The sequence below is a fragment of the Amycolatopsis thermalba genome (assembly GCF_023376025.1).
In the GTDB taxonomy this organism is placed as follows: Bacteria; Actinomycetota; Actinomycetes; order Mycobacteriales; family Pseudonocardiaceae; genus Amycolatopsis_E; species Amycolatopsis_E thermalba.
Map to the genome: position 1 here is coordinate 5,705,387 of NZ_CP091196.1, position 15,971 is coordinate 5,721,357.

15 protein-coding genes are annotated in these 15,971 nt (G+C 70.7%); 4 read left to right on the top strand and 11 right to left on the bottom strand.

Features of this window, described 5'->3' with window-relative positions:
- The first annotated feature begins 249 nt into the window (after positions 1-249).
- A complete protein-coding gene (locus L1857_RS27640) occupies positions 250-1,077 on the top strand; it encodes a LysR family transcriptional regulator (protein ID WP_249466719.1) in 828 nt (275 codons plus the stop codon).
- On the opposite strand, the gene L1857_RS27645 is transcribed toward L1857_RS27640, so the two are convergent.
- Together L1857_RS27645 and L1857_RS27650 are read right to left on the bottom strand one after the other, a co-directional pair.
- Entirely contained in the window at positions 1,059-1,823 is a 765-nt protein-coding gene (locus L1857_RS27645) for an SDR family oxidoreductase (RefSeq protein ID WP_249466722.1), read from the bottom strand. The genes L1857_RS27640 and L1857_RS27645 overlap by 19 nt on opposite strands.
- 53 nt (positions 1,824-1,876) lie before the next feature.
- Complete coding sequence (locus tag L1857_RS27650; RefSeq protein WP_116111391.1) at positions 1,877-2,764, bottom strand: DNA-processing protein DprA; 888 nt, start codon at positions 2,762-2,764, stop codon at positions 1,877-1,879.
- A gap of 135 nt (positions 2,765-2,899) precedes the next feature.
- On the opposite strand from L1857_RS27650, the gene L1857_RS27655 reads away from it, so the two are divergent.
- Positions 2,900-3,721 (top strand): ComF family protein, encoded by an 822-nt coding sequence (locus L1857_RS27655; protein ID WP_162831108.1) that lies wholly within the window; start codon positions 2,900-2,902, stop codon positions 3,719-3,721.
- A gap of 128 nt (positions 3,722-3,849) precedes the next feature.
- On the opposite strand, the gene L1857_RS27660 is transcribed toward L1857_RS27655, so the two are convergent.
- From L1857_RS27660 to L1857_RS27670, 3 genes are all read right to left on the bottom strand, one after another.
- The gene (locus tag L1857_RS27660) at positions 3,850-6,672 is read right to left on the bottom strand and encodes a vitamin B12-dependent ribonucleotide reductase (RefSeq protein WP_094007509.1); all 2,823 of its coding nucleotides are present in this window, start codon (positions 6,670-6,672) and stop codon (positions 3,850-3,852) included.
- A gap of 29 nt (positions 6,673-6,701) precedes the next feature.
- On the bottom strand, positions 6,702-7,184 hold the full coding sequence (nrdR, locus tag L1857_RS27665; RefSeq protein ID WP_027936105.1) for a transcriptional regulator NrdR: 483 nt from the start codon (positions 7,182-7,184) through the stop codon (positions 6,702-6,704).
- Between the two features lie 261 nt (positions 7,185-7,445).
- Positions 7,446-7,910 carry a LysM peptidoglycan-binding domain-containing protein gene (locus L1857_RS27670; RefSeq protein ID WP_116111393.1) on the bottom strand — a complete coding sequence of 155 codons (465 nt, stop codon included), beginning with the start codon at positions 7,908-7,910 and terminating at the stop codon, positions 7,446-7,448.
- Positions 7,911-8,156: 246 nt separating this feature from the next.
- Here L1857_RS27670 and lexA point away from each other — a divergent pair, with 246 nt between their 5' ends.
- A complete protein-coding gene (lexA, locus tag L1857_RS27675) occupies positions 8,157-8,858 on the top strand; it encodes a transcriptional repressor LexA (protein WP_116111394.1) in 702 nt (233 codons plus the stop codon).
- A gap of 195 nt (positions 8,859-9,053) precedes the next feature.
- On the opposite strand, the gene L1857_RS27680 is transcribed toward lexA, so the two are convergent.
- Genes L1857_RS27680 through L1857_RS27690 form a run of 3 tightly spaced genes read right to left on the bottom strand, consistent with a single transcriptional unit; the run spans position 9,054 to position 12,034 of the window.
- Positions 9,054-10,067, bottom strand: coding sequence for an SdiA-regulated/phytase-like domain-containing protein (locus L1857_RS27680; RefSeq protein ID WP_116111395.1), 1,014 nt, complete (start codon positions 10,065-10,067; stop codon positions 9,054-9,056).
- A gap of 37 nt (positions 10,068-10,104) precedes the next feature.
- Entirely contained in the window at positions 10,105-11,535 is a 1,431-nt protein-coding gene (hflX, locus tag L1857_RS27685) for a GTPase HflX (protein ID WP_116111396.1), read from the bottom strand.
- Between the two features lie 43 nt (positions 11,536-11,578).
- On the bottom strand, positions 11,579-12,034 hold the full coding sequence (locus L1857_RS27690; protein ID WP_116111406.1) for an ArsR/SmtB family transcription factor: 456 nt from the start codon (positions 12,032-12,034) through the stop codon (positions 11,579-11,581).
- Positions 12,035-12,135: 101 nt separating this feature from the next.
- Here L1857_RS27690 and L1857_RS27695 point away from each other — a divergent pair, with 101 nt between their 5' ends.
- Positions 12,136-13,455: an MFS transporter gene (locus L1857_RS27695; protein WP_116111397.1), complete on the top strand. Its 1,320-nt coding sequence runs from the start codon at positions 12,136-12,138 to the stop codon at positions 13,453-13,455.
- Here L1857_RS27695 and dapF read toward each other — a convergent pair.
- From dapF to L1857_RS27710, 3 genes are read right to left on the bottom strand one after another with little or no spacing between them, the layout of a single operon-like run.
- Entirely contained in the window at positions 13,361-14,194 is an 834-nt protein-coding gene (gene dapF / locus L1857_RS27700; RefSeq protein WP_116111398.1) for a diaminopimelate epimerase, read from the bottom strand. The genes L1857_RS27695 and dapF overlap by 95 nt on opposite strands.
- A gap of 9 nt (positions 14,195-14,203) precedes the next feature.
- A complete protein-coding gene (miaA, locus tag L1857_RS27705) occupies positions 14,204-15,103 on the bottom strand; it encodes a tRNA (adenosine(37)-N6)-dimethylallyltransferase MiaA (RefSeq protein WP_249466725.1) in 900 nt (299 codons plus the stop codon).
- Positions 15,100-15,783, bottom strand: a complete 684-nt coding sequence (locus L1857_RS27710) for a class III extradiol dioxygenase subunit B-like domain-containing protein (protein ID WP_249466728.1) — start codon at positions 15,781-15,783, stop codon at positions 15,100-15,102. Before L1857_RS27710 ends, miaA begins: the two co-directional genes overlap by 4 nt.
- Positions 15,784-15,971: the final 188 nt, after the last annotated feature.

Sequence of the window (15,971 nt, forward strand, 5' to 3'; positions counted from 1 at the left end):
GATGCGGCGTTCGGTTTTCCCGGATGCGGGGTGGTTAAGGTGATTTTCATGGGGGTGGGGGTCGGAGTCGCCTGCCCGGCGGCACCCACTCTTGGGCGGCGCCGGGGCCGGAGTCCCGTGGCCAGCGGTACCACTCGCGGAGCTGCGGCGGTGCCGGCACCACATCGCGGTCCACTCGAAACCACCCAGAATCCGGTCGCCGACCTGCGCGTTCGCCTTTTCCGAATGCCTTCTCGGTAGAGTGATCGCATGGAGTTGCGGCAGTTGCGGGCCTTCGTCGCGGTCGCGGGGGCCGGTACGGTCACCGGGGCGGCCGGGCGGCTCGGGTTGTCGCCCGCGACCGTGTCCGAGCACGTGCGCTCGCTGGAGTCCTCGCTCGGCGTGGTGCTGTTCGATCGGAAACCGACCGGGATGGTGCTCGGCGAGCGGGGGCGCGTGCTGCTGCCCGAGGCGCGGCGCCTGCTGGACCAGGCCGAGTCGATCCGGCGCCTGGTGAGCGACGAGCGGACCCGGTTCACCATCGGCGCGCTCGAAACGCTCGTCGCCACGCGGCTGCCCGCGGTGGCCGCCCGGCTCGGGGACCGGCGGCCGGACGTCGATCTGGCGGTGCGGTCGTTGATGCGGCAGCCGTTGCTGCGCGCGGTGTCGGACGGGTCCCTCGACGCCGGGCTGCTGCTCGACACCGGAACGGCGTTGGGCACGCTGGGTTTCGACGGCGGTGATCTGTCCTTCGTGGACATCGACACGGTGCGGCTGTTCCTGGTGGCCCGGCCGGGGTACGACGGCGACGCCCTGCTGGTCACCCCGAGCGGCTGTTCGTTCCGGATGGCCGCCGACCGGCTCCTGGGCACCGGCGGGAAACGGCTGGAGTTCGACAGCGTCTCGACGATCCGCGCGTGGGTGGCGCAGGGCCTCGGAACCGCCCTGCTGCCCGACTTCGCGGTCGGCGGTGACCTCGCGGAGGGCACGCTCGTCGCGCTGCCGCTCGACGACCCGGCCGAGCTGGCGTTGCGCGTGGTGTGGCGCACCGATCGCGAGGACGGCCTGCGCGAGGTCCTCTACGCGATGGCGGCCTGAGCGGCCAGGAACTCCTCGAACGTGACGCGGCCCGTCGCGTTCGGGGTCAGGTGGTGGCCCGCCCGGTAGGCGCGGCCGGTGGCGCCGGGGAACGGCACCGGCACCAGCGCACGGCGTCGTCCCTTGCCGCGCAACGAAGCCCGGGCCAGGTCGGCGAAGTCGCGGACCTCCGGGCCACCCAGGTCGGGTGCCCGACCGGCGGGCTCACCGAGGGCGAGGTCCGCCAGGCGCGCGGCGACCTCGCCGGCGTCGACGGGCTGGACGCGGAACCCGGCGGGGTACAGGACGACCGGCAGGAACCGCTGGACCTCCACGAGGCGGCACACCAGGTCGTGGAACTGCGTGGCACGCAGGATCGTCCACGGCAGACCGGACGCGACGACGGCCTCCTCCGCGGCGAGCTTGGCCCGGTAGTACGGGAGCGGGATCCGGTCGACACCGACGATCGAGATGAACACGAGATGCGGGGTGTCGTGGCGCCGGGCCGTGTCGAGGAGCGCTTTCGTGGTGGCGACGTCCTTGCCGCCGAGGGTCGTGGCGCAATGCACGATCACATCCGCGCCACGCACCGCCGCGTCGATGCCGTCGTGGCTGCGGAGGTCGCCGGTGCGCCAGGCGTAGGGCGTGGCCGCGGGCGCCGCACGACGGCTCAGCACGCGCACTTCCCGTCCCGGCGCGAGAAGCCGCCGGGCCACCTGCCGGCCGAGCACACCGGTCCCACCGGTGACGAGGATCGTTTCGCTCATACCGACAAGACTCGGTAGCCGACCGGAACGTGACAAGGTGCCAGATGAGTCCCTCAGTCGATCGGCAGCAGGGGTGCTTGCTCGACACGCAACTGTTGTAGTAACGCCCTCAGCTCACGACGGTCGGCCACGTGACGGCCCCCTGCCGAGATCAAGCGCTGATTACCCGGCGATGCGCTGCCCATGCTGTCGAGCACGAAGACGGGACGGCTTCCGCGAAGCGCGACCTCCCCGGCCTTCAGCGTTCCCCCGGTGTCCCGCGCCTCGACGACGACCAGAGCACGACTCAGTCCCACGATGACTTGATTACGAGTCATGGCCGCCCCGGCCGTCCATCGCTGGGCCGGCGGGAACTGCGAGACGACCAGCATGTTCGCGCCCACCGCCGTGCCGAGCTCTCGGTAGGGCGCCTTCATCCGGAAGTGATCGATTCCCTCCGCCAGGACCGCGATCGTCGTTCCCCCCGCTTCGAGCGCCGCGAGGTGACCCGCCGTGTCCACGCCTTTCGCATACCCGGACACGACTGCGATGCCGAGGCGGGCGGCTTCCGCTCCGCAGGCCCGTGCCGCGCGAATTCCCCCGTCGCTCGCGTCGCGGGAGCCGCACACCCCTACGGCAGGCCGCTCCAGCAGCTCCATCGGCCCCAAGCAGAACAAGGCCGGTGGGGCACCGCTGAATCGACGCAAAGAATCTGGATACCGAGGGTCGTCACAGAGCAACGGGCGTACACCGCGTTCCCACAAACGCGCAGCCGTCGCCTCGGCGTTCTCACGATCCGGAGCAGGAAGATGGGCGATCAAATCCAGAATCTGTGATCGCCCCGAGCGCAAGAGGCTGCGCGTCGCGCGGCGCGCGCCACCCGCAGCGGGCCCTGCCAACAGGGCGAACGCCAACTCGCGCTCGCCGGCCGCCTGATCGCCAAGCGACACTCCTGTGCTCATTCATTCCACAATCGCTCGCAGGGGTACCGCGACGAAGTATAGCCTGTGCCCCGTTAGCGGAATCGACCTCACGGACGACCGTTCTGTGGAATGATCGGGGCCGCAGCGACGTTCACTCCTGGGAGGTTTCCCGACTTGTCCGCTTCATCGGGAATCACGCGTTATCGGCCCGACCACCGCGGAAATCGACTCGACGCCTGGTCGATCGAGCAATCCGGGTCCACGACGTTACTGAAAATCCGCGGCTCAAAGGAGATCGCGGAACACATCCTCGGTGCGCTCCCCCGCGCGGAGGCGCAAACGCCTGGGCGCGACTCCGAATGGACCTGCCTCTTTCGGATGGACTTCCGTCCTCCTGACGAGCTGACCGATTTTCTGAGACTCCTCGAGGAGGTTCTCGTACTCAGGGTCCGGGGGAGGTACTACCTCGATGGGGCCGTCGCTTTCGACTTCTACAAGATTCCAGATACCGACGGAACCCTGCGGGATTCACCGACCGCGATACTGATGCGTGCCGCCAAAGACTACGGACCGCACAGCGACGAGCAACGGCATGAGACCGAGCGGTTTCTCTGCAAGAGACTCAGCCGGATCGTTCGCGAACACCTGTGGTTCGACAAGGCGACCAAGATAGTTCCCGTGCCAGGACACGACAGCAAGGAGGTAAGCGCAAGTATGCGGATCGGCACCGCCGTCGCGCGTGAAACCGGACGAGAAATTGTCGAGGTGAAACGTCGCATTTCATCACGGCCGCCTGCCAAGGAAATGTCCCGCGCCGATCGCGCCTCATTCCGCTGGGAGTACAGAGTCGACGAAGACCTGGAGGGGCAGACGGTCCTCCTGATCGACGACGTTTACGAGACCGGACAGACCATGGACGGGGTCGCGGCAGCGGCGAAATACAGCGGGGCCAAGACGGTGGTCGGGCTCGCCGCGCTTCGGACCCTGAGCAACTGATCCGCCGCCGGGAATGCCCCGCCGTGAAAGCCGCTGTGGGGTGGGACGACCGTCCCACCCCACAGCAGACTTCGTTCTCGGGCGCCCCGAGGTGGGTCTGCTACACCACCTCAAACCCGGTCATGCGATCAGCTGCAGCCGGACGTGGCGCCGCAGCCCTCGCAGGCGTAGCAGGAGCCCGCGGGGCGCATCTTGGTGCCGCAGGTCATGCACAGCGGCGCGTCGGCCGCCTTGCCGAGGTGCAGCTCCATCAGCTCGGCCGTGCTGTGCGCCGGGTGGGGCTGCTCGGCCGGCTCGGCCTTCGCCGGGCTCGAGTCGACCGTGCTGCGCAGCGCCTCCAGGTCGACCTGCTCGGCCGGCTGCGCGCCGTAGCCCGTCTCCACCTGGGCGGCGCGCTCGGCCGCCGTGAAGATGCCCAGCTCGGCCCGCTTCTCGTACGGCAGGTAGTCCAGCGCGAGACGGCGGAACAGGTAGTCCAGCACGCTGGTGGCGATCCGGATGTCCGGGTCGTCGGTCATGCCGGCCGGCTCGAAGCGCAGGTTCGAGAACTTCGAGACGTAGAACTCCAGCGGGATGCCGTACTGCAGGCCCACCGAGATCGACATCGAGAAGGCGTCCATGACACCCGCCAGCGTCGAACCCTGCTTGCCCAGCTTCACGAAGATCTCGCCCAGCCCGTCGTCCGGGTAGGAACCCGCGTGCAGGTAGCCCTCGGCGCCGCCGACCGTGAACGACAGGGTCTGGCTCGGGCGCTTCTTCGGCAGCCGCTTGCGGATCGGCTTGTACTCGACGACCTTCTCCGGCGCTGAAGCTTCGGCCACCTCGGCCTTCTTCTTCGCGCTGGACAGCGGCTGCCCGACCTTGCAGTTGTCGCGGTAGATCGCCAGCGCCTTGAGGCCCAGCTTCCAGCCCTGGAAGTAGATCTCCTCGATGTCCTCGACCGTCGCCGTCTCCGGCATGTTCACGGTCTTGGAGATCGCGCCGGACAGGAACGGCTGCACGGCGGCCATCATCCGCACGTGGCCCATCGGCGCGATGGACCGCTCACCGATGGCGCAGTCGTACACCTCGTAGTGCTCCGGGCGCAGGCCCGGCGCGTCGACCACGTGACCGTGCTCGGCGATGTACTCGACGATCGCCTCGATCTGCTCGTCCTGGTAGCCCAGGGTCTTGAGCGACCGCGGGATGGTCTGGTTGACGATCTGCATGGACCCGCCGCCGACGAGCTTCTTGAACTTCACCAGCGAGAAGTCCGGCTCGATGCCGGTGGTGTCGCAGTCCATCATGAAGCCGATGGTGCCGGTCGGCGCGAGCACGCTGGCCTGCGCGTTGCGCCAGCCGTTCTTCGTGCCGATCTCGATGCCGTTGCGCCACTCCCGGGTGGCCAGGTCACGGATCGTGGCGTCGTTGGTGTGCATCGTGCGGATCGCGTCGTTGGCCGCCGCGTGCTTGCGCATGACGCGCTGGTGCGCCTCGGCGTTGCGGCTGTAGCCCTCGTACGCGCCGACCACGCCGGCCATCTCCGCCGAGCGGCGGTAGGAGGTGCCGGTCATCAGCGACGTGATGCTCGCGGCGAGCGCCCGGCCGCCGTCGGAGTCGTAGGCGTGCCCGGTGGCCATCAGCAGCGCGCCCAGGTTGGCGTAGCCGATGCCCAGCTGGCGGAACTTGCGGGTGGTCTCGCCGATCGACTCGGTCGGGAAGTCCGCGAAGCAGATCGAGATGTCCATCGCGGTGATGACGAACTCGACCGCCTTGACGAACAGCTCACCGTCGAACATGCCGTCGTCCTTGAGGAACTTCAGCAGGTTCAGCGACGCCAGGTTGCAGCTGGAGTTGTCCAGGTGCATGTACTCGCTGCACGGGTTCGACGCGGTGATCCGGCCCGACTCGGGGCAGGTGTGCCAGTCGTTGATCGTGTCGTCGTACTGCAGCCCCGGGTCGGCGCACTCCCACGCGGCCTGGGCCATCGAGCGGAACAGCTTCTTCGCGCCGACGGTGTCGATGACCTCGCCGGTCAGGCGAGCCCGCAGGCCGAACTCGGCGTCCGACTCGACCGCGCGCATGAACTCGTCGCTGACGCGCACCGAGTTGTTGGCGTTCTGGTACTGCACCGAGGTGATGTCGGCGCCGGAGAGGTCCATGTCGAAGCCGGCGTCGCGCAGGACGCGGATCTTCTGCTCCTCGCGCGCCTTGGTCTGGATGAACTCCTCGATGTCCGGGTGGTCGACGTCGAGGACGACCATCTTCGCGGCGCGGCGGGTGGCACCGCCGGACTTGATGGTGCCCGCGGAGGCGTCCGCGCCACGCATGAACGACACCGGCCCGGAGGCCGTGCCGCCCGAGGACAGCAGCTCCTTGGAGGAGCGGATGCGGGAGAGGTTGATGCCCGCGCCGGACCCGCCGCGGAAGATCATCCCCTCTTCCTTGTACCAGTCGAGGATCGACTCCATGGTGTCGTCGACCGCGAGGATGAAGCAGGCCGAGACCTGCTGCTTGGAGGAGGTGCCGACGTTGAACCACACCGGGGAGTTGAAGCTGAACACCTGGTGCAGCAGCATCCAGGTCAGCTCGTGCTCGAAGATCTCCGCGTCGGTGGCCGTCGCGAAGTAGCCGTGCTCGGTGCCCGCCTTGACGTAGGCGTGCACGACGCGGTCGATGAGCTGCTTGAGGCTGCGCTCGCGCTGCGGGCTGCCGACCGCACCGCGGAAGTACTTGCTGGTGACGATGTTGGTCGCGTTCATCGACCAGAACTCGGGGAACTCGACGCCCCGCTGCTCGAAGTTGATCGACCCGTCACGCCAGTTGGTCATGACGACGTCACGCTGCTCCCAGGTGACCTCGTCGTACGGGTGCACGCCCTCGGTGGTGAACACCCGGCTGATCTTCAGCCCCCGCTTGCCCTTCTTGGCGGCCTTGCCGCCCGTCGTGCCGGCACCCACGGTCTCCGTCATGGATTCGTCCCTCCCGCCACGCGCCGGGCTCACGCCCCGGCCGCGCTTTCGTCGCCGTGCTTGTCTGCCATGGCCTTGCGCAGGTCCGCGATCTCCTTCTCGAAGTCCTCGACCGAGGAGAAGGAGCGGTAGACGCTGGCGAACCGGAGGTAGGCGACCTCGTCGAGTTCCCGCAGCGGCCCGAGGATGGCCAGGCCGACCTCGTGGCTCGGGATCTCGGCGACTCCGGCCGCGCGGATCGACTCCTCGACCCGCTGGGCGAGCTGCTGCAGCGCGTCGTCGTCGACCGGCCTGCCCTGGCAGGCGCGGCGCACGCCCCGGACCACCTTGTCCCTGCTGAACTGCTCGGTGACCCCGGAACGCTTGACGACCGCCAGCACCATCGTCTCGGACGTGGTGAACCGGCGACCGCAGGCCGAGCAGGACCGCCTGCGGCGGATGGCCTGCCCCTCGTCCACCTCCCGCGAGTCGACGACCCGGGAGTCGGCGTGACGGCAGAACGGGCACCGCATCTTCCGAACACCTTCCCCTCTCGTGCCGCGGGCGACATCCACCCCGGCCCGCGCCGCCACGCTACGACCCGGAACCTGGTGATCAACATGTGGATATCCGGTGGGCAGACACCCACCGCCTGTGGACAACTCGTCCTCAGTCTACCCCAACTTGTGGACCAACTACAGCCATGTAACTACTAGATATAGCGGTGGACCTTAGATCGCGCGCGGGCGGGGCGCAAGGCGACACGAGCGACCGATGAGGTATGGCGGCGCCCCTCACGGGCCGGTGATCACGGAGCCGGATTCGACCGGCACGGTGAGCAACAGACCGGGCACGACCGACTCCGCCGGCAGCTGGTTCAGCTCCTCGATGCGTTCGACCACGGCACCGGTGTCGCTCCCCGGCGCGTACTGCCGCGCCAGATCCCACAGCGTCTCCCCCGGCGCGACCGCGACCGTGGCCGTCCGCTCCGGGACGTCCGGCGCGAACGATCCGGCGAAAACACCCAACCCGGTGACGGCGAGCGCGATCGCGACCCCCACGGCGGCGAGCCACGGCCACCGCGGCGCGACCCGGCGCGGGCACGCGGCGACCGGACCCGGACGGCGCCCGGCGACCACCCTGGCCCGTGTCGGCGGGCGCCGCGCCTCGGGGCGGCGCGGGCGCGGCGGCACCCGCACGTCCGTCGTGCCCTCCGGCGCGCGCCGGACCAGCGACTCCTGGTGTGTCAGTACCGACATGGCGGAACCTCCTCGCAGACCCCGACCTCCGGCCAGGGGCGCCGTCGGTCGAACAACCGTTCTATCGAACCTCCGTGCGAATGTGTACCACCCGGGTACGACAAAATCGAGCGCGCCCCGGCGTGTCGTCGAACAGTTGTTTGATGTTTGCTGTCGGGTGCACTACTGTGGGTGACCAGCAGAGGCGGACAGCGCCGGCCGCGCGGGTGCGCGTTCCCGGCCGCTCCAGAGCTGGGAGGCAGCACGGTGTCGCAAGAGACGGGCGAGACGATCCGCAGGCCGGGTGGCCGGTTCGGGGACGTGCATCCCCTCCCCGACCCGGAGGACGTCGAGGAGGGCCTCAGCCCTCGCCAGCAGCAGATCCTCGAGGTCATCAAGGCGTGGATCGAGCGGTTCGGCTACCCGCCCAGCGTCCGCGAGATCGGCGAGGCGGTCGGGCTGACGTCCACCTCGTCGGTGTCGCACCAGCTGCGCACGCTGCAGCGCAAGGGCTACCTGCGCCGGGACGCGAACCGCCCGCGCGCGGTGGGGGTGCTGACCGCCCAGGCCGAGGCCGAGACCACGCCGATGCCCAAGCCCGCGTACGTGCCGCTGGTCGGCCGCATCGCCGCCGGTGGCCCGGTGCTGGCCGAGCAGTCCATCGAGGACGTCTTCCCGCTGCCGAAGGACATCGTCGGCGAGGGCGAGGTCTTCCTGCTCAGCGTCACCGGTGACTCGATGGTCGACGCCGCCATCACCGACGGCGACTGGGTGGTCGTGCGCCAGCAGCCGACGGCCAACAACGGCGAGATCGTGGCGGCGATGATCGACGGCGAGGCCACGGTCAAGACGTTCAAGCAGAAGGACGGCCACGTCTGGCTGATGCCGCACAACGAGGCCTACGACCCGATCCCCGGCGACGAAGCCACCATTCTCGGCAAGGTCGTCGCGGTCATCCGCCGCCTCTGAAACGAGGTTGCACAGCAGCTCGCGTAGCGGCGCGGGTGGCGGAACCTCAGACGGCCTCCCGCTGTGGGATCGCCTCCTCATGAATGCCAATTCACCACGTCGGCGCTGTCCTCGCGAGAGGCCGCCTGAGAACCCGCGGCGGTGCGAGTTGCTTGCCGCCACAAGCGCCGATGATCGATCGGTCGTTCGAAACGATCAGCGGCCGGAGCGCTTCCGCAGCTTCGTCCAGGCGAACACGACGCCGCCCGCGATGACCACCGCCAGCAGCAGCCCGGGCACCGTGTCCACCCCGCCCTCGCCGGACGGGCCGGCGGCCTCCCCGCCGGAGCCGGAGGACTGGCCGCCCTCGTCGGCCGGCTCGGCGTCCGCCACCAGGGCGGTGGCCCCGCGCACCACGCGGATCGGCCCGGTGCCCTCGGAGGCCGACACGAGCGTGCCGTCCGGGTCGAAGGCGATCGCCTCCCCCTGCTGCTCGTCCGGCAGCGGCACGCGCACCGGCTCGCGCCGCAGCGCGGCCGCGACGTCCCGGTCGGGAGCGGCGAACAGGTAGGCGTCGGTGTAGGTCCGCAGCGCGACGATCTTGCCGTCCGCGCTCACGGCTCCCCCGGTGACCAGCACGGACCCGAACCCGGCGACCGGCCCGCCCGGGGTGTCCGTGGACTTGATGGTGAGGGAGCCGACCCGCTCCAGCGGTGTCGGCCCCGGACTGGCCAGCTTCTGGGCCGGCCGGTAGATCCCCGCCTCGCCCAGCGGGTTCTTCGTGACCAGGTACGGCGTTCCCGACGCGTCGAGCAGCAGTGCCTCCGCGTCGTGCTGCCCGTCGGGGTAGGTCAGGCGGTGGAGCGTCACCTTGCCCTGCGGCGTGACGGCCAGCAGGGCGACGGTGTCGCGTTGCTTGCGGTTGTCCCCGGTGTCGGCGAGCCAGAACGTGCCGTCCGCGGCCCGCGCGAGGTCCTCGACGTCGTACGGGTCGGTCGAACCGGAGATCACGCGCTGCACGGCGCAGTCCCGGCCCAGCACGAAGATCTGCACCTTCGTGCCGCCGTCGTTGATCGCGTACCACCGCGACCCGTCGCTCACCAGGCCGGACAGCTCACCGAGCCGCTTGTCGGACACCGAGCACACCGGCTCCGGGGCGGGTGCCTGCGCCGCGCGCGCCGGTCCGGCCAGCCCCAGCGCGAGCAGGACGGACAGGACCGGCACCAGCACAGCTCTACCGAGGCTCACCCGAGCCACGGTACCGATTTCAGGCGGGTGAGCCGTGGACCGCGTAGTCCTCCAGCGCGGACGCCACGTCCGGGCGAACGCGTGCGCTCAGCCGGGTGCCTTCCGGCAGGTGCTCCTCGGTGAGGACCTCCCCCTCGGAGTGCACCCGCGCCACCAGCTCACCCCGGGTGTAGGGCACCAGGGCGTCGACGACCACGTCGGGCCGCGGCAGCCGCTCGGCCAGGGCCTCGACCAGCTCGGCGACACCCTCACCGGTCTTGGCCGACACCACGATCGCGCCCGGCAGCAGGTGCCGGAGGCGGACCAGCGCCAGCTCGTCGGCCGCGTCCGCCTTGTTGATCACGATCAGCTCCGGCGGCAGCGGGCTCTCGTGGCTCCGGGTGATCTCGGCGAGCACCTGGCGCACCGCGTTGACCTGCTCCTCCGGCGCCGGGTCGGACCCGTCCACCACGTGCAGCAGCAGATCGGCGTCGGCCGTCTCGTCCAGCGTCGAGCGGAACGCGTCGACCAGCTGGTGCGGCAGGTGCCGGACGAACCCGACGGTGTCGGTCAGCGTGAACGTGCGCCCGTCCGGGGTGGCCGCCCGCCGGGTGGTCGGGTCCAGGGTGGCGAACAGGGCGTTCTCCACCAGCACACCGGCCCCGGTGATGGCGTTGAGCAGGCTCGACTTGCCCGCGTTGGTGTAGCCGACGATCGCGACGCTGGGCACCTCGTTGGCGACGCGGCGGCCCCGCTTGGTCGCCCGGATGGTGTCCATCGCGGCGATCTCGCGGCGCAGCTTCGCCACGCGCTTGTTGATGCGCCTGCGGTCGGTCTCCAGCTTGGTTTCACCGGGACCACGCAGGCCGACGCCGCCGTTCGCGCCGCCGGCCCGGCCACCGGCCTGCCGGGACAGCGACTCACCCCAGCCCCGCAGCCGCGGGATGAGGTACTGCAGCTGGGCCAGCTCGACCTGCGCCTTGCCTTCGCGCGAGCGCGCGTGCTGGGCGAAGATGTCGAGGATCAGCGCGGTCCGGTCGATCACCTTGACCTTGAGCCGCTCCTCCAGCTGCCGCAGCTGGCCGGGCGAGAGCTCGCCGTCGCAGATGACCGTGTCGGCCCCGGTGGCGACGACGATGTCGAACAGCTCGCGCACCTTGCCCGAGCCGATGTAGGTGGCCGGGTCGGGCTTGGAGCGCCGCTGCACGAGACCTTCGAGCACCTCGGAACCGGCGGTCTCGGCCAGGCGTGCGAGTTCGGCGAGGGAGGCCTCGGACTGCTCCGCGGTGCCCTCGGTCCACACGCCGACCAGCACCACGCGTTCGAGGCGGAGTTTCCGGTACTCGACCTCGGTGATGTCCGACAGTTCGGTGGACAGGCCGGCGACGCGGCGCAGCGAGGCGCGGTCGGAGAGTTCCAGCTCACCCGTCGAGGGGTCTGCCACGAGGTCTGTGTAGGTCAGTTCTGTCATCGTCCTTCCATGGTCCCACGGTTCGCGGGATTGTCCGAATCCTTTAGCGGCTCGGGTACGTCGCGACGTAGACCGCGAACTGCTCGTCGCCCTCCGGCGTGGAGCGGTTCCGGAACTCGTCCAGCAGGCCCGCCAGCCGTCGCTCGAACTCGCGGCGCTCGCCCGGGGCCACCCGGATCACCAGGCGGGACTGGTCCAGCTCGCCCCGGTCCAGCTCGGCGACCTCGGCGAGGTAGGCCTCGAGCATGGCCTCGGCCAGCGCCTCGCTGTCCTTCCCGGACAGGTCCCAGGACTTCCCGGTGGACAGGTACGGGATCTCCTTCGCGCCGCGGTTGCCCCGGCGGACCGGTTGCGGAGCCAGGAATCCGGTGTCGACGAGCTTGCGCACGTGGTGCAGGGTGGTGGCCGGGTCGCGGCCGAGGCGCTGCGCGATTTCCTTGTTCGTCAACGCCTCCGCATAGGTCAACCGGATGATGCGCAGGCGTATTCCCGAGGCCAGGGCGGCTGCCTCGGCCTCGGTCGCGGGGCGGCGGTCTCGCACCGGGTAAGCGTAACGCGGAAGTGATTGACGGATTCCAATCACTGCGTCACCCTATCGGGGTGCGCCGAAGAGACTCCCTGTGGTTCCACGCGGGCTTCCGCCTCCTGTGGGCCGGCGACACCGTCAGCCAGGCGGGCACGTTCGTCGGGATCACCGTGCTGCCCCTGCTGGCCGCGACCGTGCTGTCCGCGACCCCTGGCGAGATGGGCCTGCTCACCGCGGCCGAGAACGCCGCGTTCCTGCTGATCGGGCTGCCCGCCGGGGTGTGGGTGGACCGGATGAAACGGCGTCCGCTCATGCTGCGCGCCGCCTTCGCGCGCGCCGCGCTGCTGCTGACCATCCCGGTGGCGTGGTGGACCGGCTGGCTGACGCTGACCCAGCTGGTCGTGGTCGCGTTGCTGGTCAGCGTCGGGACGGTGTTCTTCGACGTCTCCTACCAGTCCTACCTGCCGTCGCTGGTCGGGCGGCAGCACCTGGTGGAGGGCAACGCCAAACTGCAGGCCAGCCAGTCGGTCGCGCAGGTGGCCGGGCCCGGGCTGGGCGGCGGGCTAACCCAGCTGTTCGGGGCGGCCAACGCGGTGCTCGCGACCGGCGTGGGCTACCTCGCGTCCGGGCTGTTCCTGTTGCGGATCAAGACTCCCGAGCCGGAGCCCGAGCCGCACGACGGCACCCCGCTGCGCACGCAGATCGCCGAGGGCCTGCGGTTCGTGTTCGGCAACCCGGCGTTGCGGGCGATCACGCTGTGCACCTCGACCGGCAACTTCGCCGGGACGATCGTCCTCTCGATGCAGGTCCTGTTCCTCACCCGCGACCTCGGGCTGAGCCCGTCCGGCGTCGGTCTGGTGCTCGCCCTCGGCAGCGCCGGCGGCGTGCTCGGCGCCCTGACCGCCGGGTTCTGGACCCGCGTCATCGGGCAGGCCAGGGCGATCTGGCTGGTGCCGCTGACCACCTGGCCGCTCCAGCTGCTGCTGCCGCTGTCCCAGCCGGGCTGGTCGGTGGCGCTGGGCGTGGCGGGCCTGGTCGCCAGCGGCTACGGCATCGTCGTCTACAACGTGGCGCAGGTCAGCTACCGGCAGGCGATCTGCCCGGACCGGCTGCTGGGCCGGATGAACGCGACCGTGCGGTTCGTGGTGTGGGGCACGATGCCGCTGGGCGGGCTCGCGGGCGGCGGGCTGGGCGAACTGATCGGCGTCCGGCCCACGGTGTGGGCCGGGTGCTCGCTCATGGCCGTGACGATGCTGCCGGTGCTGTTGTCGCCGTTGCGGAAGATGCGCGACCTGCCGGTCAGCCCGCCTTCTCCCACCACCGCGGATCCAGCTGACCCCGCGCCACGAACTCCGCCGGGCCCGTCAGTGTCGACGCCCCCCGCTCCACACTGACCTCGACCCGGCCGCCGGGAATGTCCACTGCGGACTTCCCGGTGTCGGTGCCGGCCAGGTGCAGCGCGGCCGCGACGGCCGCCACGGTGCCGGTGCCGCACGCGCGGGTCTCGCCCACCCCGCGCTCGTACACCCGCATCTTCAGGCGCTGCTCGCCGAGCGGGTTGACGAACTCCAGGTTGACGCCGTCGGGGAAGAAGTCGCTGTCGTAGCGGGGCGGGCGGGACAGGTCCAGCTCGTCGATGTCCTCGTCCACAATGGACACCAGGTGCGGGTTGCCGACGTTCACGGCGACGCCGGAGAAGTTGTGCCCGTCGACGATGGCGACCGACGCGCCGGTGATCGCGGCCGGGCCCATCTGCACCGTCACCGAGAGGTCCGGGTGCACCACCACCGGACGGTCGCCGGCCCGGGTGCCGATGACGAACTCGCGGCCGGGCACCAGGCCCGCTTCGACGAGGTAGCGCGCGAAGACCCGCGTGCCGTTGCCGCACATCTCGGCGATCGACCCGTCGGCGTTGCGGTAGTCCATGAACCACTCCCCCGCCGAATCGGACGCGGCGGGGATGTCCACGGCTTCCCTGCGGACGACCCGGAGGACGCCGTCGGCACCGAGCCCGCGCTGGCGGTCGCACAGCGCGGCGACCCGGCTCGCCGTCAGGTCCAGCCGGGCGTCGGGGTCGGGAAGCACCACGAAGTCGTTCTGGGTGCCATGCCCCTTGAGGAACTCGATAACCACACGATCAGACTACTGGTCCACCACGGCGAGCACCCGCTCGGCCACGTCAAGATCGGCACCGTCGAACCACCGGATCCGGGCGTCCCGGCGGAACCAGGATCGTTGCCTGCGAACGAATCGGCGCGTCGCCTGCTTGGTCGCCTCGGCCGCGGCGGCGAAGTCCCGGTCGCCGTCCAGCTCGGCGAGCACCTGCTGGTAACCCAGCGCGCGCGACGCGGTCCTGCCCTCCCGCAACCCGCGTGCCACCAGGGACTCCACCTCGTCGACCAGGCCCGCGGCGAACATCCGGTCCACCCGCAGCTCCACCCGCCGGTCCAGGTCCTCGGTGTCCCGGTCGATCCCGATCAGCACCGCGCCGTAGCGCGCCGGACCGGGTTCGGGCAGGTTCGCGGAGAACGGTTGCCCGGTGATCTCGATGACCTCCAGCGCGCGGACGATCCGGCGCGTGTTGGTCGGCAGGATCGCGGTGGCCGCGGCGGGATCGAGCCTGCTCAGCCTGCTGTGCAGGGCCGCGGCGCCGGCCTGCGTCGCCTCGGCCTCCAGGCGCGCCCGCACCGCCGGGTCGGTGCCCGGGAAGCGGAGGTCGTCGAGCACGGCCTGCACGTAGAGCCCGGAGCCGCCGGCCAGCACCGGCACCGTGCCCGCGGCCAGCAGGCGCTCGATGACGGCCCGCGCGTCGCGCTGGTAGGCGGCGACGGAGGCGGTCTCGGTGACGTCGAGGACGTCGAGCAGGTGGTGCGGTACGCCGCGCCGCTCCGCCTCGGGGACCTTGGCGGTGCCGATGTCCATGCCGCGGTAGAGCTGCAGGGCATCGGCGTTGACCACCTCGCCGCCGACCGCGCGGGCGATCGTGATGGCGAGGTCGGACTTCCCGGTGGCGGTGGGGCCGACGACGGCGATCGGCTTCATCCGCGCTCCCACACCGCGACGTGGTAGCCGACGCCGAACGGCGCCGCGGAGTAGAGCAACTCGGCGCGCCAGTCGTCGCCGGTGCCGGCCAGGACCTGCCACGGCGCGCGCCCGCCGGCGCCGAGTTCGGCGGCCAGTCCGGGGTCGAGCGCCCGCAGCGCGGCGGTGTCGGCGCTGCCCAGCGCGCGGGCGACGGCGTCGTCGAAGGCGGGGGCGCGGTCGTCCTCGCTGCCCGGGGACCTGGGGCCATGCCGGTTCGAACCGTCGCCGAGCACGAGCAGGCCGGTCCGGTCGCCGTGGGCGAGGTGCTTGCCCAGGCGCTCGCACTCGGCCGGGTCGCCGCCGGCGAGGTGCACGCGCACCGACCCGGCGTCCGCCTGCTCGCGCAGCCAGGCCGCGACCAGTGCGGGCAGCGGGAGGTCGGCGGGGGTCGCGGGCCCGGCGGTCAGCGAGACCGGAACGTCGACCCCGTATCCGCGGAACGACCCGGACGTAGCGGGTTCGATGACCCGTTCGTGGTCACCGGCGCCGACCGCGACCCACTCCCGGGTGGCGGCGGCGAGACGCGCCACCGCGGTGCGGCAGGCCGCGCGCAGCGCCTCCAGCTCGGCGTTCGCACCCGGGGACAGGGCGGGCACGAGCAGCGGGGGCTGCGGTACCACCACGGCTTGCACGATCACACCCGTCGAGGTTACCGGCAGCCACTCTCGGGCAACCCGCGGACACGGAGCGCAGCGAGATCGACGATCACAACGATCCCACGTGGTCCGGAAGTAGAATCACCCGCTCCGACCCCCCAACCGAGTACCACGAGCGGCGCTGAACTGCTTGAATGCGGCCAGAGGGAACGAAACCCGCATGACCCGGC